Annotated in this window: 23 protein-coding genes; all 23 read left to right on the forward strand. The window is 29.3% G+C overall.

Features of this window, described 5'->3' with window-relative positions; genetic code table 11:
• The first annotated feature begins 13 nt into the window (after positions 1-13).
• The 23 genes from murD (at position 14) to pduL (ending at position 23,761) form a co-directional block, all read left to right on the forward strand.
• The gene (gene murD / locus JYG23_RS01405) at positions 14-1,375 is read left to right on the forward strand and encodes a UDP-N-acetylmuramoyl-L-alanine--D-glutamate ligase (RefSeq protein ID WP_242631609.1); all 1,362 of its coding nucleotides are present in this window, start codon (positions 14-16) and stop codon (positions 1,373-1,375) included.
• Positions 1,353-2,468, forward strand: coding sequence for a putative lipid II flippase FtsW (gene ftsW / locus JYG23_RS01410; RefSeq protein WP_207236679.1), 1,116 nt, complete (start codon positions 1,353-1,355; stop codon positions 2,466-2,468). Before murD ends, ftsW begins: the two co-directional genes overlap by 23 nt.
• A gap of 23 nt (positions 2,469-2,491) precedes the next feature.
• Positions 2,492-3,604: an undecaprenyldiphospho-muramoylpentapeptide beta-N-acetylglucosaminyltransferase gene (murG, locus tag JYG23_RS01415; protein WP_207236680.1), complete on the forward strand. Its 1,113-nt coding sequence runs from the start codon at positions 2,492-2,494 to the stop codon at positions 3,602-3,604.
• Between the two features lie 69 nt (positions 3,605-3,673).
• Entirely contained in the window at positions 3,674-4,936 is a 1,263-nt protein-coding gene (murA, locus tag JYG23_RS01420; protein WP_207236681.1) for a UDP-N-acetylglucosamine 1-carboxyvinyltransferase, read from the forward strand.
• Positions 4,937-4,973: 37 nt separating this feature from the next.
• Positions 4,974-5,762, forward strand: a complete 789-nt coding sequence (locus tag JYG23_RS01425) for a cell division protein FtsQ/DivIB (protein ID WP_207236682.1) — start codon at positions 4,974-4,976, stop codon at positions 5,760-5,762.
• Between the two features lies 1 nt (position 5,763).
• Entirely contained in the window at positions 5,764-6,495 is a 732-nt protein-coding gene (locus JYG23_RS01430) for a DUF881 domain-containing protein (RefSeq protein ID WP_207236683.1), read from the forward strand.
• Between the two features lie 8 nt (positions 6,496-6,503).
• Positions 6,504-7,247 (forward strand): DUF881 domain-containing protein, encoded by a 744-nt coding sequence (locus JYG23_RS01435; protein WP_207236684.1) that lies wholly within the window; start codon positions 6,504-6,506, stop codon positions 7,245-7,247.
• Positions 7,248-7,592, forward strand: coding sequence for a DUF1290 domain-containing protein (locus JYG23_RS01440; protein ID WP_207236685.1), 345 nt, complete (start codon positions 7,248-7,250; stop codon positions 7,590-7,592). It abuts the gene before it with no gap.
• A gap of 69 nt (positions 7,593-7,661) precedes the next feature.
• Entirely contained in the window at positions 7,662-8,741 is a 1,080-nt protein-coding gene (gene ftsZ / locus JYG23_RS01445; protein WP_207236686.1) for a cell division protein FtsZ, read from the forward strand.
• A 142-nt stretch (positions 8,742-8,883) separates the two neighbouring features.
• Positions 8,884-10,482 (forward strand): ABC-F family ATP-binding cassette domain-containing protein, encoded by a 1,599-nt coding sequence (locus JYG23_RS01450; protein ID WP_207236687.1) that lies wholly within the window; start codon positions 8,884-8,886, stop codon positions 10,480-10,482.
• Positions 10,483-10,580: 98 nt separating this feature from the next.
• Entirely contained in the window at positions 10,581-11,132 is a 552-nt protein-coding gene (locus JYG23_RS01455; RefSeq protein ID WP_207236688.1) for a helix-turn-helix transcriptional regulator, read from the forward strand.
• 71 nt (positions 11,133-11,203) lie between these two features.
• Positions 11,204-11,377, forward strand: a complete 174-nt coding sequence (locus JYG23_RS01460) for a hypothetical protein (protein ID WP_207236689.1) — start codon at positions 11,204-11,206, stop codon at positions 11,375-11,377.
• A gap of 222 nt (positions 11,378-11,599) precedes the next feature.
• Positions 11,600-12,262 carry a GntR family transcriptional regulator gene (locus JYG23_RS01465; protein WP_207236690.1) on the forward strand — a complete coding sequence of 221 codons (663 nt, stop codon included), beginning with the start codon at positions 11,600-11,602 and terminating at the stop codon, positions 12,260-12,262.
• A gap of 169 nt (positions 12,263-12,431) precedes the next feature.
• A complete protein-coding gene (locus JYG23_RS01470) occupies positions 12,432-14,168 on the forward strand; it encodes a peptide ABC transporter substrate-binding protein (RefSeq protein WP_207236691.1) in 1,737 nt (578 codons plus the stop codon).
• Between the two features lie 107 nt (positions 14,169-14,275).
• The gene (locus JYG23_RS01475; protein ID WP_207236692.1) at positions 14,276-15,214 is read left to right on the forward strand and encodes an ABC transporter permease; all 939 of its coding nucleotides are present in this window, start codon (positions 14,276-14,278) and stop codon (positions 15,212-15,214) included.
• A 4-nt stretch (positions 15,215-15,218) separates the two neighbouring features.
• Positions 15,219-16,148, forward strand: coding sequence for an ABC transporter permease (locus JYG23_RS01480; RefSeq protein WP_207236693.1), 930 nt, complete (start codon positions 15,219-15,221; stop codon positions 16,146-16,148).
• A 7-nt stretch (positions 16,149-16,155) separates the two neighbouring features.
• A complete protein-coding gene (locus tag JYG23_RS01485; protein ID WP_207236694.1) occupies positions 16,156-17,175 on the forward strand; it encodes an ABC transporter ATP-binding protein in 1,020 nt (339 codons plus the stop codon).
• 1 nt (position 17,176) lies between these two features.
• A complete protein-coding gene (locus JYG23_RS01490) occupies positions 17,177-18,142 on the forward strand; it encodes an ABC transporter ATP-binding protein (RefSeq protein ID WP_207236695.1) in 966 nt (321 codons plus the stop codon).
• A gap of 89 nt (positions 18,143-18,231) precedes the next feature.
• The gene (locus tag JYG23_RS01495; protein WP_207236696.1) at positions 18,232-19,335 is read left to right on the forward strand and encodes a serine hydrolase; all 1,104 of its coding nucleotides are present in this window, start codon (positions 18,232-18,234) and stop codon (positions 19,333-19,335) included.
• A gap of 30 nt (positions 19,336-19,365) precedes the next feature.
• Entirely contained in the window at positions 19,366-20,745 is a 1,380-nt protein-coding gene (locus JYG23_RS01500) for a TldD/PmbA family protein (protein ID WP_207236697.1), read from the forward strand.
• The gene (locus JYG23_RS01505) at positions 20,745-22,073 is read left to right on the forward strand and encodes a TldD/PmbA family protein (RefSeq protein ID WP_207236698.1); all 1,329 of its coding nucleotides are present in this window, start codon (positions 20,745-20,747) and stop codon (positions 22,071-22,073) included. The genes JYG23_RS01500 and JYG23_RS01505 overlap by 1 nt, the downstream gene beginning before the upstream one ends.
• 78 nt (positions 22,074-22,151) lie before the next feature.
• Positions 22,152-23,060, forward strand: a complete 909-nt coding sequence (locus JYG23_RS01510; RefSeq protein ID WP_207236699.1) for a hypothetical protein — start codon at positions 22,152-22,154, stop codon at positions 23,058-23,060.
• Between the two features lie 122 nt (positions 23,061-23,182).
• Positions 23,183-23,761 (forward strand): phosphate propanoyltransferase, encoded by a 579-nt coding sequence (gene pduL / locus JYG23_RS01515; RefSeq protein ID WP_207236700.1) that lies wholly within the window; start codon positions 23,183-23,185, stop codon positions 23,759-23,761.
• Positions 23,762-23,808 lie beyond the last annotated feature (47 nt).

A 23,808-nucleotide genomic window follows, 5' to 3' on the forward strand; every position in this document is an offset into this window, starting at 1 on the left:
ATGGAGGAAAAAATTGAAAAGTAAAAGAGTTTTTGTAGTTGGATTAGGTATGTCAGGTATAGCATCCGTCAAAGCTTTAGATAAACTAGGGAAAAAAGTATCTGCATATGACTCAAAGGAAAAAGAAAGTATGGGCAATGTTCTTGAAGAGTTGAAGGGTATAGATGTAAATTATTATTTCAATTCTCTAGACTTTGATACGGAAAATATTGAATATGCGATAAAAAGCCCAGGTATTAAATATGAAACTCCAGTAATTCAAAAGCTAATAGAAAATAACGTAAAAATAATTGGTGATTTGGAAGCTGGTTTTATGGTAACAAAAAATGAATTCGTTGCAATTACGGGAACTAATGGTAAAACAACAATAACAACCCTTATTGGGCAACTAGCGCATGATGCAAATAAAAATGCTATGGTTACCGGAAATATAGGTTCAGGAGTATTTTTTGACGCTTTTAATGCTAAAAATAGTGAAATACTTATAGTAGAGGCAAGTAGCTTCCAACTTGATAGTACATTTACATTTAAGCCACACATAAGCATTATAACAAACCTTACACCAGATCATTTGGATTGGCACAAGACCGAAGAAAATTATTATAATGCAAAATTGAAGGTAGCAATAAATCAAAACGAAGAAGATTATTGTATTTTAAATTATGATGATGAGTTGTTGAAACAATATGCTAAAAAGCTACATACAAACATTTGTTATTTCAGCTCAACTAAGATTTTAGAAAGCGGAATATATGTGGAAAATGATATGATTACCTATAATTTTGCAGGTGAGAAATCAACTATTATGAATGTAAAAGAAATTTTTATTCCTGGTAAACATAATCTAGAAAATATTTTAGCAGCATGTGCAGCAGCAAAATTGATGAAAATTGACAATACTACAATTAAAAAAACAATAAAGAATTTTAGAGGCGTTGAACATAGATTAGAATATGTTGAAACTTATAATGGAGTTAAGTTTTATAATGACTCAAAGGGTACGAATCCAGACTCTTCTATAAAGGCTATACAAGGTATACAAGGACCTATAATTATTATAGCTGGTGGATATGATAAAAATTCTGATTATGATGGCTTTATTAATTCTTTTGATAACAAAGTAAAAGCAATGATTTTACTTGGTCAAACAAAAGAAAATATTAAAAATTGTGCATTAAATCACGGCTTTAACAAAATATATATGGTTGAAACTATGGATGAGGCAGTAAGAAAATCATATGAACTGTCAGAAAAAGGCGATACAGTATTATTGTCACCAGCATGTGCAAGCTGGGGCATGTATCTGAATTATGAAGTAAGAGGTAAGGATTTTAAAGAAAGAGTGAAATTCTATGGAGAAAATACAAACATCTAGAAAAAAAACTTGTGATTTAATTTTAGTGTTTATAGTTTTGATACTTTTATTAGTCGGTTTTTTTATGGTATACAGTTCTAGTTATCCTGATGGGTATTATAATTATGGTGATTCAATATTCTTTTTGAAAAAGCAAGTTATGGCCGGGCTGGCTGGAATTTTATTGATGATAATTACATCTTATATTCCTTATGTATTGTATAGAAAGTTATCAAAAATTATGCTTGCTGTATGTGTAATTTTGTCACTATTGACAGTTTTACTAGGTGTAGAGGGTAATGGTGCTACCAGATGGTTAATGATAGCGGGAATCAGTATTCAGCCTTCTGAAATCATCAAGATAGCAGCAGTATTATGTATGGCGGATTTTTTTGATAAAAGAAGAAACAAACTAACAAAGTTTGTAGAAGGTTACATATATTCAATTCTTGCAATAGTTGGTTTTGTTGCACTTATAATAATACAAAAGGACTTGAGTACATCTATTGTATTGACAATTGTTTTATTGATAATGTTTTTTTGTGCAGGTGCTAAATTTATACATTTGTTTTTAACTGCAATTTTAGGATGTTTGGCTGTTATACCATTAGTAGCAAAACATGCATATAGGATTGAAAGAATAGTGGTATTTTTAGATCCTTTTAAATATATAACAGGCAAAGGATGGCAACTGGTACAATCTTTATATGCGTTAGGTACTGGTGGACTATTTGGTCTTGGATTAGGTAAAAGCAGGCAAAAGTTTTTCTATTTACCTGAGGCATATAATGATTTTATTTTTTCTATTATTGGTGAAGAATTAGGCTTTATTGGTTGTTTAGGTGTTATAGTACTATTTATATTGTTTGCTTGGAGAGGACTAAGAATTGCTATGAATGCAAAGGATTTTTATGGCAGTTTGGTAACTATAGGAATTACTTCATTGGTGCTTGTGCAATTTTTAGTACACGTTGCAGTTGCAACATCATCAATACCACCTACTGGAAGAGCACTTCCTTTTATAAGTGCTGGCGGAACGTCTGTACTGTTTTTGTTAGCTTCCATGGGTATAATATTGAATATATCAAAAAGCGCTGATATATATAGAAATTAATAAATGGGTTAATCGGAGGAAATATGAGGGTTTTAATTACAGGTGGTGGAACAGGAGGACATATAAATCCAGCCTTAGCCATTGCACAAAAGATAGTAGAGGTTGATGATAAAAATTCAATTCTTTATGTAGGAACTAAGAGTGGTATGGAAAGTGATTTAGTTCCAAAGCAGGGTTTTGAATTTGAAACTATAAGTGCAAAATACTTAGAAAGAAAGATAAGCTTAGAAAATTTAAAAACTGTTGCAATATCAATTAAAGGTGTGGTACAGTCTATGAAGATTATAAAACAATATAAGCCTGATGTAGTAGTTGGAACTGGTGGTTATGTATGTGGACCAGTTGTTTTAGCTGCATCACTAAAGAAAATACCTACTATGATTCATGAACAAAATGTATTTCCTGGAATAACTAATAAATTGCTTTCAAGAGTTGTAAATAAAATAGCAATAAGCTTTGAGGAAGCATCAAAATATTTTAAATACAAAAATAAATTAACAGTTGTTGGTAATCCTGTAAGAAAAGAAGTTATAAATTCAAACAGATATGAATCAAGAAAAAAATTTAAACTAAAAACGAATGATGTTTTTATATATTCATTCGGAGGTAGCGGTGGTCAAAAAAGTCTTAATGATGCAATAATTAGATATATTAATACAATAAAAAATAGTCAAAATATAAGATTACTACATGTAACAGGGAAAAGATTATACAAAGATTTTTATGAAACACTAGAAAAAGAAAATGTTGTTATACCGTCTAATGTAACAGTAGTTGATTATATGTATGATTCGCCTAGTGCATTGAGTGCTAGTGATTTAGTTATTGGAAGTGCGGGAGCTATAACAATAGCTGAAATAACAAAAATTGGAGTTCCATCAATACTGATACCTAAGGCGTATACAGCAGAAAATCATCAAGAATATAATGCAAGAGCATTAGAAAATAAAGGAGCGTCAGTAGTTGTTTTAGAAAGAGAATTATCTGGAAATAAATTATCAGAAACAATTGATAAAATTGTAAACAATGAAAAACAGTTGAAAGCTATGTCATTAAACTCAAAAAAAATAGGAGTACTTAATTCAGAAGAAGAGATATTTAAAATTATATTATCGTTATACCAAAACAAAAAATAGCTCTGTAACAAGTACGATTATGTTGCATAAGATGTAGTTATATATACGTAACTTGTTCGGAGGGGTAAAATGGGAAGCCTAATTATAAATGGAGATAATAAGCTCGAAGGAGTAGTGAAAGTCAGTGGATCTAAAAACTCTGCTTTACCAATATTAGCTAGCACTATTTTAACAGGTAGAGAATATATAATTAAAAATGTACCAGATATTGATGATGTGAGAAGAATGCTTGAAATCTTAACTTTGCTTGGATGTAAGGCGAATTATGATAATGGTATATGTTATATCAATACTAAAGGTCTAGATACATACGATATAACAGATGAGTTATCTAAAAAATTAAGATCATCAATAATTTTTTTAGGACCAATGCTTTGTAGAAATAATATTGCAAAAATTACTTATCCAGGTGGATGTGATATCGGTTCAAGACCTATAGATTTACATTTGAGTGGATTAAGGCAACTAGGAGTTGATGTTAAAGAGGAAGGAGACTTTGTGTTATGCAAAGCTAATAATCCTCATAGCGGAGATGTGAAACTAAATTATCCTAGCGTTGGAGCAACTGAAAATTTGATGCTTTTTGCAGTAGGATTATGTGGTAAGACTAGAATATTAAATGCAGCCAAAGAGCCAGAAATCATAGATTTGCAAAATTATTTAAATAGTTGTGGATATAATTTGATAGGAGCTGGTACAGAGATAATAACAATATATGGCAACGATAATGAAGTTCCTGACAATGTTGAAGAGTATAGTATAATGAGTGACAGGATTGAAGCAGGGACTTATTTGGCAATTGCAGCAGCAACGAAAAGTAAAATTTGTTTAAAGAGTATTGAAAAAGAGCACATGAAATGTATTATAAATCTTTATAAAAAAGTAGGATGCTTGATAGATGATGTAGGAGATTATATTTATATCATAAATAACGGTAGAATTAATGCAATTGATAAGGTTGTTACAAGTCCTTATCCTGGTTTTCCAACAGATTTGCAGGCTCAGGTTATGTCTTCTTTATGCATAGCAAAAGGTATATCTATCATTGATGAAACAGTATTTGAGAATAGATTTAAACATGTGAAAGAGTTAAATAAAATGGGTGCTAATATTAAAGTAGATGGTACATTAGCAATAATTAAAGGGGTAAACAAACTACATGGAGCAAACGTTAATATAAGAGATCTTAGAGGAGGAGCAGCTTTGATTATAGCGGCTTTATCAGCAGAAGGAATATCAACTTTAACTAATATACATCATGTGTTCAGAGGGTATGAACACTTAATTGATAAGCTTACTGAAATTGGAGCAGATGTAAAAATAAGCGAATAACAACACTAATAACTAAAATAAATTTACGGGTAAAAATATGGGAAGAAAACGAAGGAAAAAAAAAGTCAAGAGAAAAGTTAATAAGCTATATATAAGTACAGTAGCTATCTTATTAGCTACTGTTACAGTTGTTTTTTGCACTAATTATATTAAAAATAGAACCGATATATTTAATATAGAGGCGATTAGTATAATAAACAATACGATTTATTCAGATGATTATATTATCAGTAAAGCATCAATTCAATTAGGCAAGAAAATATTTGATATTGATAGAGATAAAATTGAAGAAACTATTGAAAAAGAAATTTATGTAAAAAAATGCAAGGTAGTATATCAAATACCAAATAAAGTATGCATAAATATAGAAGAAAGAGAAGAAAAATATCTAATTTCATATAATGATGATATATTAATTACGGATTCTACAGGAACTGTGTTAGACGGAAATAAACAAAATAATGAACTTTTTCCTATTGAAAGTAAAGTGAATATAATATACAATATAGGAGACAAAGTAAATATTGAAGGACTTATAAATTTTGAAGCAATAAATGGATTGTTAGAATTTTCTGAAAAATTAGATGACATAGATAAAACACAAAAACTGTGTATATATGAAGACAATGTGATAGGTATTGATACAAAATATGGATTACATGTAAAAATGAAATTAGATGATGAAATACAATATAATTACTATTTTGCGTTAGCACTCATAAAAGACAGATTACAAAAAAATCAAGAGGTTATCGGTTGTAATTTAGATTTTACTAAAGGTGATAGCCCAGTATTTACTTTTGGATTAAAAAGGGAAGGAAATTAACATGAAAAATAAAAAAATAAATATTTTTATATTTTTTTTAAGCTTGATTTTAGCATTTTTAGGTATAATTCAATTTACGAGTGCATCTGTAATACTTGAAAATAATAATTATTCAGATAAAAATATCGCTACATTAAAAATGCAACTAGATAAACTAGAGAATGATAGAAAAGAATTAATTGCAACAGTCTCATCTTTAAACCAACAAGTTGATTCTTTTAATGAAACTAATGAAAAGATTAAAGAGAATAATGACAAATTGCAAGAAGAATTAAATAAATACAAGATAATGTCAGGTGGATTCGATGTCAAAGGAGAAGGAATTGTAATAACAATACAAGACCCAAGCGAAGAAAATACTGAGCTTTTTCAAAATTATACTATAGCAAACCATTATTATTTAATTCTATCGCTTATAAGTAATTTAAATTCTGCTGGTGCAGAAGCTATATCAATAAATGATCAAAGATATACATCATATACCGAAATAGTGCCTGTATCTAATTTTCTAAATATTAATGGTAAACATATTGTAGCACCAATAGAGGTAAAGGTTATTGGGGATAAGAGAACACTTGAATCAGCAATTAATTTTATTGGTGGTGTAGTGGATCAAATGAAATCCTTAGGTTTTCAAATTGATATTGAACATAATAATGAAATAATTATTCATGGGTTAACTAAATTGAAGACGTTTAAATATTTAGAGCCATTTGAAGATGAATTTGAGTAGGTGTATGTATGGTAAAAACTTATTTATTAAAATTTTTTTTTATGATATTTGTGTTTACACTTATAGTTTTATCAATGAACTATTTTGACATAGATGTAAATTTAGATAATTTATTTAAAGTTAAGGCTATTGATTCTTTAACAAATTCAATTAAGAAGGTTGAATTTGAAATTCAAGACATAAAGGAACAAATTATTTCTGATGAAAATAATTTGTTAAGTTGTCAAGCATTGCAAACTGATTATTATAATCAACGAATATCGCTTGTAGCAGGCATTGAGGATCTCAAAATGATTTGTGGGAATACTGATGTAAAAGGACCAGGTGTAACCCTGAGAATTGCCGATAACCTAACAGATGATAATTTTAGCTATAATGACAAAATAGTTCATGATCTGGACGTAAGGTTAATAGTAAATGATTTAAATAATTTAGGAGCTGAAGCAGTAGCTATAAATGGAAAAAGGATAGTTAACACTACAGAAATAATATGCAGTGGACCTGTTATTAGTATCAATGGAGAAGTTGTAGCAGCACCTTTTTTTGTAAAAGCAATTGGTGACCCAGACAAACTTATTGAAGCAGTGAATTTAGAAAATTCTTATGCTTATACAATTAAGAGAGATTATGGAATTGATATTACTGCAATGAAAAATTACATTATATCAATCTCAGGTAAAAAAGATAATCCTGACATTCAATACTCCGAATGTATTAAATGTGAAGAAAATGAAGATGAAGAAGGTGAGTAAGTGTTATATGTAATAACTGGTGGTTTGAGTGGTCTAGTATTAGGATTATCTGTACACAATATTTTTTTCTTTGATCCAATTTATTCAATTTATATTTATTTGTTAATTTTAGCAATAATAAATTCATTAGTAACTATAATAAGTAAAAAAAATATGGAAGATTTTCAAATTAAACATTGCTTTATATACGTATTTGTTGATATAATAATAGCGTTAATATTGGGATTCTTGGGAGAATATTTAGGACTTCCGTTATATCTTGTTGCAATATTTGCATTTGGAAATAATATATATAAAAATCTATACTTGCACATAAATAACTTTATTAAGAAAAAAAGAGTATAAATTTATTATAATATATGTTATACTATTTTATAAAATAACGAAAATAACTCTTGAGTAGGAGGTTAATATATGTTTGAATTCGACGCAAAAAATGAAGGACTAGCTAATATTAAAGTTATTGGTGTAGGCGGTGGGGGTAACAACGCAGTAGATAGAATGATTGAAGCTGGTGTAAAAGGTGTTACTTTTGTAGCTATCAATACTGATAAACAACAGTTAGAACGTTCAAAAGCAGAAGTAAAATTTCAAATTGGAGAGAAATTAACAAATGGACTTGGAGCAGGTGCTAAGCCTGAAATAGGTGAAAAAGCAGCTGAAGAAAATAAGTCTGATATAGTAGATTTAGTTACTGGAGCCGATATGGTTTTCATTACCGCTGGAATGGGTGGAGGAACTGGAACAGGTGCTGCTCCATTCATAGCTAATGTAGCGAAAGCACAAGGTATATTGACAGTAGCTGTTGTAACAAAACCATTTATGTTTGAAGGCATGAAGAGATCTAAAAATGCTGAAATTGGACTAAAAAAATTGAAAGATAATATTGATTCTTTAGTTATAATTCCAAATGATAAGTTACTTGAGATTTCTGATAAAAAAACAACTATGACTGAAGCCTTTAATTTTGCTGATGAAGTTTTGAGACAAGGTATATCTGGAATTTCAGACCTTATCGCAATTCCAGCAATGTTAAATTTAGACTTTGCCGATGTTAAATCTATTATGCAAGGTCAAGGTCTAGCGCATATGGGTATAGGTTTTTCTAGTGGAGAAAACAGAGCGGTTACTGCAGCTAAACAAGCAGTACAAAGTCCTCTTCTTGAAACTTCAATTAATGGTGCTAGAGGTGTTATACTTAACATCACTGGTGGCCTAAGCATGGGTATACATGAAGTTAATGAAGCTGCTAGGCTAATACAAGAAGCTGCAGATCCTGAAGCAGAGATTATTTTTGGTGCTAACGTAGAAGAAGAAATGGGAGACTCAATAAAAGTAACAGTTATCGCTACTGGATTTGGGCATGAGCAAGAAGATAAAGTTGTATTCAATGTAGATAATAAGGAAGATACAAAACAACAAAATCAGGATAGAAATGTTTCTAATGATAAAGATCCTTTTGATTTTGAGTTACCTGTATTTTTAAAAAAATAGAAATTAAATTTAAGTGTAAAGAAGTATAATATAGAAATAAATTATTATATTAATATATAATATGGGATACAATATGTTTATGTATCCTTTTATTATGAAAAAGAAAAATTACAATAAAGTACAAGATAAAGGATGAAAAATAATGATAACAGTAACAGAATTGAGCTTGCAGTTTGGCGGAAGTAAATTGTTTAGTGATGTAAACTTAAAATTTACAACAGGCAATTGTTATGGAATTATCGGTGCGAATGGAGCTGGTAAATCAACTTTCTTAAGAATATTATCAGGAGAAATTGAGAGTTATACAGGAGATATTTCAATACAAAAAAATATAAGAATGTCTGTTTTAAAGCAGGACCATTATCAATTTGATGAAAAACAAGTGCTTGAAACGGTTATTATGGGAAATGCAAGATTATATGAAATAATGAAAGAAAAAGATGCTCTTTATGCAAAAGAAGATTTTACAGAAGAAGATGGGATTAAAGCTTCTGAGCTTGAAGGTGAGTTTGCAGAAATGAATGGTTGGGAATCTGAAACAGAAGCAGCACAAATACTACAAGGATTAGGTATAGGTTCAAATTCACACTATTCGTACATGAAAGATCTAAATGGTGGAGAAAAAGTAAAGGTGTTATTAGCTCAAGCTCTTTTTGGCCAACCAGGGATAATTTTATTAGATGAGCCTACTAATAACCTTGATATTCAATCAATAATGTGGTTAGAGGATTTTCTATTTAATTTTAGTGGAACAGTTATAGTTGTATCGCATGATAGACACTTTTTAAATAATGTATGTACTCACATTGTAGACATAGATTATAAAAAAATCAAAATGTATGTTGGAAACTATGATTTTTGGTATGAATCAAGTCAGTTAGTGCAAAGACTTATCAAAGACCAAAATAGGAAAAATGAAGATAAAATAAAAGAACTACAAAACTTTATCCAAAGATTTTCTGCTAATAAATCTAAATCTAAACAAGCAACTGCGAGAAGAAAGATGTTGGATAAATTATCAGTAGAAGAAATGCCTTCTTCATCAAGAAGATATCCATTTGTTGGATTCAAACCTGATAGAGAGGTTGGTAACGAAATACTAACAGTAGAAGGATTGTCTAAAACAATAGATGGTATAAAAATAATAAATAATATTTCATTTAGAGTTAATAAGGGTGATAAAATTGCTTTTGTATGTGATACTGAACTTGCTCAAACAACATTGTTTAAAATTTTAGCAGGTGAGATTGAACCAGATGAAGGAAAATATAAATGGGGAACTACAACAACTACATCATATTTTCCTAAGGACAACTCAGCGTATTTTAATGAATGTGATCTGAATTTAGTTGATTGGATGAGACAGTATTCTGAAGAACAATCAGAAAGCTTTTTAAGAGGTTTCTTAGGTAGAATGCTTTTCTCTGGAGATGATGTATTTAAACATGCTAAAGTTCTTTCTGGTGGAGAAAAAGTACGTTGTATGCTTTCCAGAATGATGCTTTCAGGTTCAAATGTGTTAATGCTTGATCAACCTACTAATCATTTAGATTTGGAGTCAATAACAGCTTTAAATAATGGATTGCTTGATTTTAAAGAGATTATATTATTCTCTTCACATGACCATCAGTTAATACAAACAATTTCAAACAGAATTATAGAAATTACAAAAGAAGGTATTATTGATAGATTGATGTCATACGATGATTACTTAGAAAGAAAAGAAACAAATAGCTTATAAATATAATAAAAAACACAGATATAAATTCTGTGTTTTTATTGATTTTATTATCTTCATGGAGTAGAATTAATAAATAAGATATATAAAGGAAATTTTTTATGAATGGAAATAAATTACGTAATCTAAGAAAAGAAAAAGAATATACGATTGAGTATTTAGCAAATCTTTCAGGATTTACAGCTAGCTATATTTCACAAATTGAAAGAAATAAGATAGAGCCTTCTCTTAGTGCTTTAAATAAAATTTGTGACATTTTAAATGTGTCTTTATATTATTTTATAGAAGATGATAGTAAAAAAACTAATATTATAAGAAGTGAACAAAGAAAAGTTATTACTTCAAAAGATAAAAAAAGTTTTAGCTTTTTAACACCTTTAGGAGGTGAAGGTGGATTTAATCCCAAATTTTATGTTTATGAAATTAAGCTAAGTCAAAACGAGTGGGATAGTGAAACTGAACATATCTTAAGTTGTCATAAATGCATAATAGCGAAAAAAGGAACTGTTCTTATAGAATTTAGTGATCATAATGAATTGATTATTACTGGAGATAGTATTTATATTAATTCTAATATTCCACATAGGTGTTATAATCCTACTGATCAAGAAATAGAAGTTATGTGCATATTATCTGAATTAGATTTATCATAATATTAATGTATAAATATATTTTAAATATTAATAATAATAGATATAAACAATCTTTTAGAAGGAGAAATAACATGGTAAAAACCTTTGAAGAAATAAAAAATAATTTTATTAATGCTACACTTGATGAAAAAATAAAAATTTATACAACAACTGAGAACTTATCTGTCGAACAATTTAAGGAATTGCTTGGATACTACCCTTTAAAACATCTTGATAAATTAGAAAGAGCAGTGAATGGTAATTAAAATTAGACCGTATCATAAAAATTGATACGGTTTTTTGTTGTTTGAAAATAATTTTTTAGGGTATTAATTTAATGTAGCGCCTTGAAAATCAACACATAGCAGTGTATTGTAAATTGTTAACAATTTACAGATAACAATTAACTATTGACAACTCTTAATTATAAAGTATAATATGTATATAAGTTAAATATTTCTTTAACAAACTTTGTTGGGGGTGGATTATTGAAAATTCAAAACACATATAAAACTATAAGAGAAGAAGTTGCTATAGTTCTTAGGAACAAAATCTTAAGAGGTGATATACAACAAGGTGATCATATTATTGAATCTGATATTGCAGATGAGTTGGGTATAAGTCGTGGACCAGTTAGAGAAGCATTAAGACAATTAGAGCAAGAAGGATTAATATCTTATTCTGCACGAAGAGGATGTACTGTGAAAACTATTTCAGCGAAAGATGCAGAAGAATTATACATAATAAGAGCAGCTTTAGAAGTGCTTGCAGTAGAAAAGTGTTCTTGTAAATACAGTGAAGAAACACTAAAAAAAATGGAGCATTTGGTTAGTAAAATGGGTGAATATGCTAAAACAAATGATTTGATACATATAGTTGAGTGTGATCAACTATTTCATGAATGTATAGTTCTAGAAGCTAAAATGAGCAAATTACATGAAATGTGGTGTTCCCTTAATAGTTCTAATGCAATAATTTTTTATGCATTATATCATACCAAGTATTCACCAAATGAAAAACTACCGGACAATCATTCAATTATAATTGATTCTCTTAGAAGTGGTGATACTTATAAAGCAAGTAGAGATATTGAGGATAACTATATGGTGGTTTCAAAAAACCTTTATAAGAATGAAAAAGGTTTAGAATAATAATGAATTAAGAATTAAATTAATTTTTAAAAACCTTTACATTAAAAATATGAAATGAAAAAGGTTTGTTTAGTTGCGCCTGTGAAGTTAAAAAAATAACAAACAGGAAAAACATGGTTATAATATTAAATTATAATATAAATAGTAAAAAAATTCTTGGAGGCAGAAAATGAAAGCAAAGAAAATTTTAGCTGTTTTATTGGCAGTAGCAATGACATTTAGTATTGCTGGATGTGGTAAATCAGACAAAAATGACGAAAACAGTACAAACAATGATTCAAGTAACAATGTAGTCAATGAAGGAAATGATTCGAATGCAGGTGAAAAAACAACAGATCTTGATGGCAATCAATACTATAATACATATTTAGCTTCAGATCCTACATCACTTGATGTATCACTTCGTTCTGATTCTTACTCTAGTACAATTATATCTAACGTTAATGAAGGTTTAGTAAGATTAGAAGACAGAGATGGTGATTACTTTATGGCACCAGGAGATGCACAAACTTGGGAAACAAGTGAAGATGGCAAAGTTTGGACTTTCCACTTAGGTGATAATAAATGGTCAGATGGAGAACCAGTTACTGCACAACAATATGTGTATTCATTACAACGTAGTGCAAAACCTGAAACAGGATGTCCAAATGGTTGGTTCTTAACACCAGTTTTAAATTATGATGAAATTAGTAAGGGTGAAAAGGATGTATCAGAGTTAGGTGTAAAAGCTATTGATGAAAAAACACTAGAAATTACTTTATCAAATGTAACACCAGCTTTCTTGGAAATGTGTAATGGTACAATTTATTACCCACAAAGAGAAGATAAAGTAAAAGAGTGGGGAGAAAAATATGGTTCAGAAGCTGAATTTACCGTTTACAATGGACCATTCGTTCTTGATAGCTGGACACATAACAGTGCTTTAGTTCTTAAGAAAAATCCTAATTATTGGAACGCTGATGCTGTTAAACTAGATACTGTTAATTTAGCTGTCATGCAAGATACTACTACTATAATTAACGCATATAAAAGTGGTGATTTAGACGAAGTAGGTGTTAGTACTCAAGAGTGGTTAGAAGAGTTTAAAGGTGATGAAAATTCTAAATATAGTAACTATACAACTCAAGGATTAACATTTAACTTCTATAATACTAAAGATAAGTTATTTAAAAATGAAAACATACGTAAAGCATTTACATTAAGTATTAATCATGAAGATATAAACGAGATGTGTTTTGGTGGTTTAAGGGTTCCTACATATGGATGGGTTGTACCAACAATATCAGTTGGTGAAACTAACTTCCGTAAAGCTGCAGGTGATCCAATATTAGATCAAAAAGCAAAATTAGAAGCTGATGGAGAAACTCCAAAAGACTTATTAATAAAAGGTATGGAAGAATTAGGCTTAGGTGACGATCCTTCAACATTAGACGTAACATTATCTCTTGCTGGAACAAGTGATTGGTTCCGTACTTATGGTGAATATTTACAACAAGTATATGCTGAAGAGTTAGGTGTAAATATGAAAATCAGTTTTTCTGAGTGGGCAATATTTGAACCTAACATAAAAAATGGTAATTATCAAATTGCTTATATGAGTTGGGGTGCATATTACAATGACCCATATGATGTTTTAAGTGTATTTAAATCTAAATGGGACCAAGTTGGTACTGGTTGGGTAAATGAAAAGTATGACGAACTAATAGATCAGGGTGCTATTGAAATGGATGCTCAAAAAAGATTACAAAATTATATAGACGCTGAAAAAATTCTTATGGATGAAGCAATTGTTTGTCCATTAGCAGCAGGAACAGTAAACTCATTCTATCAAAACTATGTATATGGATATTCAAGCTTAGGATTTAGTAGCAATGGATTTAAAGATATGTATACAATGGGTAGATAATTAAGTATACAATGAGCAGATAATATAGTATTTAATAATTGGGCAACCTAATCGTTGCCCTTTTCATAACATTGGTTAGATTACGTAATTTTGAAGGGAGATTTAAGTTGAAAAAATATATATTCAAAAGAATTGCGTATATGATTTTGACTTTGTTTGTTATTATAACTTTAACATTTTTTTTAATGAGAAGTATGCCAGGTGATCCTCTTGCCAATATGGCACAGATGTTACCTGAGCAAACAAAAGCAAATTTCTATGCGAAGTATGGGTTGGATAAGCCTTTGATTGAGCAATATTTTATGTATATGAAAGGACTTCTAAAACTTGATTTAGGTGAAAGTTTAGTTTATGCAGGTAGATCAATAAGCCAAACAATTGCAACAACCTCTCCAGTTTCTGGTATTGTAGGTGGGATAGCTCTTGTTATAGGTGTCACCATAGGTGTTGTATTGGGTATTGTAGCAGCTTTAAATAAAAACAGATGGCCTGATTACATCGTTATGTTTATAGCGATATTAGGTGTTACAATTCCAGTATTTGTGCTTGCATCTTTAGTTCAGTTTGTGTTTGCAGTTAAATTAGATTGGTTTCCGGCTTCGGGCTGGGGAAAGGCTAAAAATTTGGTTCTTCCGGTATTAGTTTTATGCTTTGGACCTATAGCAAGTTATGCAAGATATTTAAAATCAAGTATGCTTGATACACTTGAACAAGATTATGTTCTTACAGCTAGAGCTAAGGGATTGTCTGAAGCAAAAGTTATAAAAAGACACGTGCTTAGAAATTCTATGTTACCTGCAGTAACAATGCTTGCAGGTAGTGTTGTAGGTATTTTTACAGGTGCTTTTATCACAGAAAAAATGTTTTCTATACCTGGCATAGGATTTTATTATATAAATTCAATAAATATTAATGATTATACAATGATTCTTGGTACAACAATTTTCTATGCAGTTTTATTCGTTGTAATGCAACTTATAGTCGATATTGTTTACGTATTGGTAGACCCTAGAATTAGAATATCAAGCGATAGTGTGAAGGAGTGATAACATGGCAAATAACGAAAATATAGACGTATCATCATTTGAGATAATTGGCATAGATGAAAATGAAGGAGAAGTTATTTCTCGTCCTAGAGTAAGCTATTTCAAAGATGCTTGGAGAAGATTTAAGCAAAATAAAGTCGCACTTCTAGCTTTATGCATATTGGTATTATTGATAGTTATGGTAGTGATAGGACCTGCTTTAAGTGGGTATTCATATCAAGCAGTTGATAAAACAGCTCGTAATGTATCTCCTAGCTTATCACATTGGTTTGGCACAGATAAACTTGGACGTGATTTATTTGCAAGAGTTTGGGTTGGTGGTAGAGTTTCTATAATTATAGGAATAGTAGGTGCATTAATTTCTACAGTTATAGGATGTATTTATGGAGGAGTAGCTGCTTATTTCGGTGGTAAGGTTGATATTATAATGATGAGAATACTTGAGGTATTGATTAGTATTCCTTATTTGATAGTAGTTATCTTGATGTCTATCATATTCAAAAGCAAAAGTTTAGCTATACTTATACTCGCTATGACAATTACTGGTTGGTGTGGTATGGCAAGACTTGTAAGAGGACAAATGCTTCAAATCAAAAATGAAGATTATATACTAGCTACTAAAGCAATGGGAGTTAGTCCTTGGAAAATAGTAACTAAATATATGATACCTAATACAATTAGTGTTGTTATAGTTTCAATAACATTTGATATCCCTGGTTATATATTCTCAGAAGCGTTTTTAAGCTATATTGGATTGGGTATTCAACCACCAGGAACAAGTTGGGGTGCTTTAGCTTCAGCGGCACAAGCGCAATTTACTCATTATCCATTTCAATTGTTTTATCCATCACTAATGATCGCATTAACTATGTTGTCATTTACTCTTATGGGTGATGGTTTACGTGATGCTCTTGATCCACGTTTAAGAAAGTAGGTGTAGTATGAACGAAAAAATATTAGAGGTAAAAGATCTTAAAGTTTCTTTTAACACTTATGCTGGAGAAGTAAAAGCTGTTAGAGGAGTTGACTTTGATTTAAATAGAGGAGAAACACTTGCATTCGTTGGTGAATCAGGTTGTGGAAAAACAGTTACTGCAAAAGCTGTTATGAGATTATTAAAGGATTCTATTGCAGAAGTTAAAGAAGGTTCAGTAATTTCATATAATGGTGAAAATGTATTAACAATGAATAAGAAAAGACTACAGGAATATAGAGGAAATGAAGTAAGCATGATTTTCCAAAATCCTATGAGTTCTTTAAATCCTACAATGACTTGTGGAAAGCAAGTTATGGAAAGTTTAATTTTGCATAGAGGATTAAAAAAGGATGAAGCTAGAAAAGAAGCTCTTAAAATGTTTGAGTTAGTGCGTATACCGGATGCTAAAAAAAGACTAGATTCATATCCTCATCAACTTTCAGGTGGAATGAGACAAAGAGTTATGATAGCTATAGCTTTAGCATGTAATCCTAGTATACTTATTGCTGATGAACCTACAACTGCACTTGATGTTACTATACAAGCGCAAATCATGGATTTATTAGCAGATTTAAAGAAAGAGCTTAATGCAGCTATTATACTTGTTACACATGATTTAGGTGTAGTGGCTAAATTTGCAGATAGAATTCAAGTAATGTATGCTGGACAAGTTGTAGAAAGAGGAACAGCTGAAGAAATATTTTATGATTCAAAACATCCATACACTTGGGCTTTACTAAGTTCAGTACCAAAACTTGCTAAAACTAATAAACAGCAATTATATGCTTTAAAAGGAACTCCGCCTGATTTGATTTTACCATTAAATCATTGCCCATTTGCGGATAGATGTCAGTATTGTATGAAAATATGTAAGGAAAGAATGCCATCAGAGGTTGAAATAACAGGTTCACATAAATTATCATGTTGGTTAATGCATCCTTCTGCACCACAAGTTGAACCATTATATAAGAGGGAGGACAATTAATATGTCTGAAAATATACTTGAGGTTAAAAACCTTAGCAAATATTTTAATGTTGGCAAAAATGCTACACTTAAAGCTGTAGATAATGTAAGTTTTAATATTAAACGTGGTGAAACACTAGGTCTTGTAGGTGAGTCAGGCTGTGGAAAAACTACTTGTGGAAGAACTGTGCTAAGATTATATGATCCTACTCACGGAGAAATAATATTTAATGGTGAAAAAATTAGCAATTATAATAAAAGAAATTTTTTGAAATTTAAAAAGAATGCTCAAATGATTTTTCAAGATCCTTATTCTTCTTTAAATCCAAGAATGACAATTTTTGAAATAGTATCAGAGGGTTTAAATGTTCACTACAATTTATCGAAAGAAGAAAAAAGTAAAAAGGTAAATGAAATATTATATGCAGTTGGTTTAACTGAAAGTTTTGGAAATAGATTTCCTCATGAATTATCAGGTGGACAATGTCAACGTATTGGTATAGCTAGATCGTTAATAGTTGAACCAGAATTTATAGTTTGTGACGAACCAATCTCAGCACTTGATGTTTCTATACAAGCTCAAATTGTAAACTTATTAATTAAGTTACAACAAGAACGCAAATTAACATACTTATTTATATCACATGATTTGTCTATGGTTAAACATATTTCAGATAGAATTGGAGTTATGTATTTAGGTAGTATGGTTGAATTAACAACAAGTGAGAGACTATTTGAACATACATTACATCCTTATACACAGGTTTTATTATCTGCAATTCCAGATGCAGAACCAGATCAGGAAAAGCAGAAAAACAGTATTAAGATTGAAGGCGAAGTTCCAAGTCCTATCAATCCACCGAAAGGATGCAAGTTTTCAACAAGATGTTGTTATGCTAATGATTTATGCAAAGCTGAACGTCCTGTCCTTAAAGAGGTTGAAAAAGGTCATTTTGTTGCATGTCATCAATATGAAAAATTTATGTAGCAATTAATTTGTACATTTAATATATTAAATAAAGTGTTTTCATAAGCCACGGGTAAACGCTCGTGGCTTTAGTTATAGGAGGAAATTAAATGAAACTATATAATAAATATTTTATTTTTAGCATTGTTATGGTTATGATGATTTTTGCTATGACAGGATGCCAAAATAATAATGAACTAGGTGAATTAAAAGAAAATGATTTATTAAAAACAGTTGATGGAATATGTGATGACTATTATATGCAAAAAGAGTTCGTTGGAATGTCAGTTGCTGTTATTAAGGATGGGAAAGTATCATATTTAAATTATGGTAATGTTAAAGAAGATGGTGAAGAAACAACTGAAAATACGATATATGAAATAGCTTCTATATCAAAAACATTTGCAGGGACTTTGCTTGCACAAGAAACAATTAAAGGTAAAGTTGCTTTGGATGATCCAGTTCAAAACTATATAAAGTATCCTATATCTAATGAATATAATGGAAAAACAATGACATTAGAAAATTTAGCTACACACACATCTGGTTTTCCAAGAATGCCGAATAATTGGAGAACAGGACCAAATCCATACAAAAACTATGATAGAGAAAAATTAGATAAGTATTTGAAAAAATTTGTGTTAGAAAGAAAACCTGGAGCATATTATGAATATTCTAATTTATCATTTGGACTATTAGGATGTATATTAGAAGATGTGGAAAATAAAACATATGAAGAACTTTTACAAGAAAATATAACCAATCAACTTGATATGAAAAGCACAAAAATATTTTTAGACGAGGAGCTTCAAGCTAAAAAAGCATTTCCGTATGCTACCAAGGATATAGAAGGATATGAGTGGGATTTTGATGCGTTACAAGCATGTGCAGGTATGAAGAGTACAACAAGAGATTTATCACGTTATATAGCAGCAAATATGAATCAATTAGAATGTAGTGATGAGTTAAAACAATCATTCGATATTGCACAAGATATTCATTATAAAGGAAATATGACAATTGGTCTTGCATGGAGATTTGTTAATGTAGGAAATAAAACTATACTAGAGCATGATGGTCTTGCTGCTGGATACACAAGTTATGCTGCATTTAACAAGGATGAAGGTGTAGGTGTAGTCGTTTTATGTAATAGCACTGATGGAGTAATTCCATTAGGACAGACAATTATGGATAAATTATTAAAAAGCAAATAAATTTTCGTAAATAAGAAAGTGGGCTATATTATGATTACTACTAATATAATAAATAAAATATTACAAACTGCCATTAAATATGGTGGGGATTTTGCTGAAGTTTTTGTAGAGGATAAATTTAATACTAATATTTCTGTTAGCAATTCTAATGTTGAAAAAGGAATAGTTGCAAACGATTACGGTATTGGTATTAGAGTTTTTTTTGGTAAAACTTTTGCATATACATATACAAATAATGATTCTGAAGAAAATTTGATTAAGATAACTAGAGAACTATGCTCTATTTATAAAAAAAATGGTACAACATTTGTTAAGCCAGTATTAGAGCCATTAAGTTATATTAAAGAAGCTAAGAAATACTTTAGTAAGACATCTTATAATCAAAAGATTGATGTTATTAATCAAGTTATATCATCAGGAAAATCATATGATAAAGCTATTGATAGAATGCTGGTAAGATATTTAGATGAAGAACAAAACGTTTTAATTGCAAATACGGATGGTGTTTTTGTTCAAGATAAAAGGAACAAAACTAGATTGTTAATAAGTGCATATGCCAATAAAAATGGAGTTGTTCAAAATGGTTATATAGGACCAGGCGCTATGATGGGATTTGAATTTTATGATACAATTGATTTAGATTATTTTGGTAGAGAAGCAGCACGTTCTGCATGTGATATGGTTGATGCAGATTATTGTGAGGCAGGTCAAATGAGTGTTGTTGTTGACAATGGTTTCGGTGGATTATTGTTTCATGAAGCATGCGGTCACAGTTTAGAGGCTAGTAGTGTCGCAAAGGGAAATTCAGAATTTTCAGGTAAATTAGGACAAAAGGTTGCATCTGATATAGTTACATTAGTTGATGATGGAAGTATAGAAAACGCTTGGGGTTCTTTAAATGTCGATGACGAAGGTACAAAAACCAAAAAGAATATATTGATTAAAAATGGTATACTAAATGGTTATATGATTGATAAGCTAAACAGCAGAATAATGAATATGGACGAAACTGGTTCAGGAAGAAGAGAATCATATAAATATGCCCCAACATCAAGGATGACAAATACATATATAGAGGCAGGGAAAAGCACAAGAGATGAAATTATTCAAAATACCGAAAGAGGATTATTTGTAAAAAATATCAATGCAGGTTCTGTAAATCCTGTTACAGGTGAATTTAATTTTTCAGTAGCTGAGTCTTATATGATTGAAAATGGTAAGTTAACAAAACCAGTAAAAGGAGCTACACTTATCGGTACTGGAGGAAGTATATTGAAATTAGTTGATATGGTTGGAGATAATTTAAGTATTGGACAAGGATATTGCTATTCAGCAAGTGGTGCTATATATATAGGTGCAGGACAACCTACGGTTAGAATATCAAATATGACGGTAGGAGGAATGAAATAATGATAATAAAAGAATATATAAATAAAGTAATTACAATGTTCAATAAAGAGGGAATTACTAATGTTGAGGTGTATTATAACAATACAATAACTAAACTTGTTAACATAGAAAACAATGATATTGAATCATTTAAAACTGCAAATGATAGTGGAATAAATATTAGTGGAAATTATGATGGATATAATAGTTCTACATACATAGAAAAATATGATGATAAATCAATATATGACGCAATTAAAAATATAAAAGATACTGCAAAAATTAATAACAAACCATTAAAATTGCAAATGTTTAGTGATATTGCTAAATGTAATAAGAATAACAATATTGTAAATACAGATTTAGACAATGTAAAGAAAGTATTAATTAATATTGAAAAAAGCGCAAAAAGAATTGATAATAGAGTAATTTCTGTAACTGATTGTTCTTATTATGAAGTTTTGAATAACATTTTATTAATAAATAACGAAGGTATAGAACTTGAAGATACATATAGCTATTGTATTGGAACAGTTTCTGTTGTAGTAGGCGAAAATGAAATAAAAAATAATGCTACTTCATCAGTTATAAAAAATAGATTTGATGATATTGATTACGATAAATTAATGCATAATGCTATAGGAGACGCAATTAATATGCTATCTGCATCACCAATAAAAAGTGGAAAATATAAAGTTGTTTTAAGAAATAATGCCGCAGCTGATATACTAACATGTTTTATGCCTATATTTAACATAGAAAATATAAACAAGGGTATTAGCAAATTTAAGGATAAGCTAAATACTAATGTAGCAAGCAAATGCTTTAGTTTAATCGATGATCCTTTGTATGAAAACGGCAAATTAAAACGTAATTTTGATGATGAAGGTACTAAGACGTGTAAAAAATATCTTATTAAAGAAGGCGTTTTAAATAGTTATTTATCTAAAAATGCAATTGATAACATATCAACAGGCAATGCATTTAGATATAGCTATAGAGAAAATATAGAGATTAGTCAAACAAATTGTTTTGTAGAAAAAGGTAGTCAAACTACAAAAGAAATTATTGAAAATATAAATGATGGCATAATTATTACAAGCTTTGATGGCTTGAATGCTGGTATTAATACTGTTACAGGTGATTTTTCATTAATTTCAAATGGATTTTATATAAAAAATGGTAGAATTGAAAAATCGATAAATCAAATAACTGTAGGCGGTAATATTTATGAAGTAATAAATGATATTGAATGTGTTTCTTCTGATGTCGAATGTGCTTACAGCTATGGAGATTATTTTGAATCGCCTTCAATATTGATTAACAATTTAATGATAGGTGGTTTATAGAATAGTTAATTTTTGCTAAGTAATATGTATAAAACATAGTAAAAAAGGAAATACTCCCATTAGGAGGTGTTTTTTACTATGTTTAAGTCTCAAAATAGGCATTTTAAAAAAATATATATTGATGAAACTTTAAATAAAAGAAAATATCTTGGATATAGGCTAGATATTGTACTTATAAAGTTTATTATCATAACATTTATTGCGCTGGTGGTTTATGTTAATACAGGAGATTTTCTATTTACAAGTATAATAATAATTCAAGTTTTTTGTATAATAACACTCATAAATAAGATTATTATAGACAAAAAGGCGTCAAGAGGGAAAGTGAAATTTTTAAAACGTATAAAAAAAGATAAGTTTAAAAAGAAAATTTTTTCCTCTAAATATAGTGAAATTGAGAGCTTTATATTTTTATACTTAAACCAAAATAGATATTATCATTTAAAGAAAACTAAAAATTATTGTTATAAAGCTTTGAAAAATGATGAAACTATACTTATAAATGTTGTAAAGTTTTATCAAGATGCCTTAATTGAGAAAATAGATTTGAGAAACTATATAACTAATGCATTAAATGTTAATATTGATAAGCTTATTTTGATTACAATCAATGATTTTAGCGAAGAAGCTAGCAAAATGTTGGAAAAAAGCGAAGAAGTAATAAAATTAGAAATTATTAATTTTGAAGATTTATATGAATTTGCTGATACAAATTTATTGTTATCATCATCGTATGAAATAATTTCAAATGAAGATATATGTACAAATACTAAAGTCAAAACTAGTGAAATTTTTAATAATATCTTTAATAGTGAAAAAATAAAAATATATTTAATTGCTTCTGTTACATTCTATATTATTCATAAAATTTTATTAATAAATAAAATTGGTGTGTATATTTCATATTATTTTTTATTTTTAACATTTATAAATATCGTGTATAATGTATATAATACATTTATAAAGAAGAAAGTTACAAGTAAATAATGTTCAATATATTTGTTGTTTTTACTATTTTTACATTTTTATATTGAAATAAATACTAAAGTGTCATATAATTTTATTATTACGTTATATAAATTAGTTTTTATTTAAAGGAGATATATAAAATGAGCAAAAAAATACCTGTAGGATTATCAAACAAGCATGTACATTTATCACAGGCGCATCTTAATATTCTTTTTGGTGAAGGACATGTTTTAACACCAATAAAGGATTTAGGACAACCAGGTCAATATGCTTGCGATGAGAAGGTAGATTTAGTTGGACCAAAAAGAACTATCAAAGGTGTAAGGGTTTTAGGACCTATAAGAAAAGAATCACAAGTTGAATTATCATTTAGTGATGGAATATCTTTAGGGTTAGGCAATATACCTGTAAGAGACTCTGGAATGTTAGATGGTACACCAGGGCTAAAACTTATAGGACCAAATGGTGAAGTTGTTCTTGAAAGAGGAGTTATAGCTGCAAAAAGACATATTCATATGCATACAACAGATGCAAAAGAGTATGGAGTTAAGGATAAAGATATAGTTCTTGTTCCAGTTGAAGGTGAAAGAGGACTAGTATTTGATAATGTTTTAATAAGAGTTAGTGATTCTTATGCTTTAGAAATGCATGTAGATATTGAAGAAGGAAATTCAGCTGGACTTAAAAATGGTCAAGTTGTAGATATAATTAAAAAGTAATTACTGATATATATATATATGAGGCAATATTTTATTGCCTCTATATT

The organism is Sedimentibacter sp. zth1, assembly GCF_017352195.1.
Classification (GTDB): Bacteria; Bacillota; Clostridia; order Tissierellales; family Sedimentibacteraceae; genus UBA1535.

Excerpts from the sequence above, each read along its gene's own strand:
- JYG23_RS01510 (WP_207236699.1), top strand. The coding sequence starts at position 22,152 with ATGTTTAAGTCTCAAAATAGGCATTTTAAAAAAATATATATTGATGAA.
- JYG23_RS01485 (WP_207236694.1), top strand. The coding sequence starts at position 16,156 with ATGAACGAAAAAATATTAGAGGTAAAAGATCTTAAAGTTTCTTTTAAC.
- JYG23_RS01470 (WP_207236691.1), top strand. The coding sequence starts at position 12,432 with ATGAAAGCAAAGAAAATTTTAGCTGTTTTATTGGCAGTAGCAATGACA.
- JYG23_RS01435 (WP_207236684.1), top strand. The coding sequence starts at position 6,504 with ATGGTAAAAACTTATTTATTAAAATTTTTTTTTATGATATTTGTGTTT.
- JYG23_RS01505 (WP_207236698.1), top strand. The coding sequence starts at position 20,745 with ATGATAATAAAAGAATATATAAATAAAGTAATTACAATGTTCAATAAA.
- JYG23_RS01430 (WP_207236683.1), top strand. The coding sequence starts at position 5,764 with ATGAAAAATAAAAAAATAAATATTTTTATATTTTTTTTAAGCTTGATT.
- pduL (WP_207236700.1), top strand. The coding sequence starts at position 23,183 with ATGAGCAAAAAAATACCTGTAGGATTATCAAACAAGCATGTACATTTA.
- JYG23_RS01480 (WP_207236693.1), top strand. The coding sequence starts at position 15,219 with ATGGCAAATAACGAAAATATAGACGTATCATCATTTGAGATAATTGGC.
- JYG23_RS01425 (WP_207236682.1), top strand. The coding sequence starts at position 4,974 with ATGGGAAGAAAACGAAGGAAAAAAAAAGTCAAGAGAAAAGTTAATAAG.
- JYG23_RS01455 (WP_207236688.1), top strand. The coding sequence starts at position 10,581 with ATGAATGGAAATAAATTACGTAATCTAAGAAAAGAAAAAGAATATACG.
- JYG23_RS01495 (WP_207236696.1), top strand. The coding sequence starts at position 18,232 with ATGAAACTATATAATAAATATTTTATTTTTAGCATTGTTATGGTTATG.
- JYG23_RS01490 (WP_207236695.1), top strand. The coding sequence starts at position 17,177 with ATGTCTGAAAATATACTTGAGGTTAAAAACCTTAGCAAATATTTTAAT.
- JYG23_RS01500 (WP_207236697.1), top strand. The coding sequence starts at position 19,366 with ATGATTACTACTAATATAATAAATAAAATATTACAAACTGCCATTAAA.
- ftsZ (WP_207236686.1), top strand. The coding sequence starts at position 7,662 with ATGTTTGAATTCGACGCAAAAAATGAAGGACTAGCTAATATTAAAGTT.
- ftsW (WP_207236679.1), top strand. The coding sequence starts at position 1,353 with ATGGAGAAAATACAAACATCTAGAAAAAAAACTTGTGATTTAATTTTA.
- JYG23_RS01460 (WP_207236689.1), top strand. The coding sequence starts at position 11,204 with ATGGTAAAAACCTTTGAAGAAATAAAAAATAATTTTATTAATGCTACA.
- JYG23_RS01450 (WP_207236687.1), top strand. The coding sequence starts at position 8,884 with ATGATAACAGTAACAGAATTGAGCTTGCAGTTTGGCGGAAGTAAATTG.
- murA (WP_207236681.1), top strand. The coding sequence starts at position 3,674 with ATGGGAAGCCTAATTATAAATGGAGATAATAAGCTCGAAGGAGTAGTG.
- murG (WP_207236680.1), top strand. The coding sequence starts at position 2,492 with ATGAGGGTTTTAATTACAGGTGGTGGAACAGGAGGACATATAAATCCA.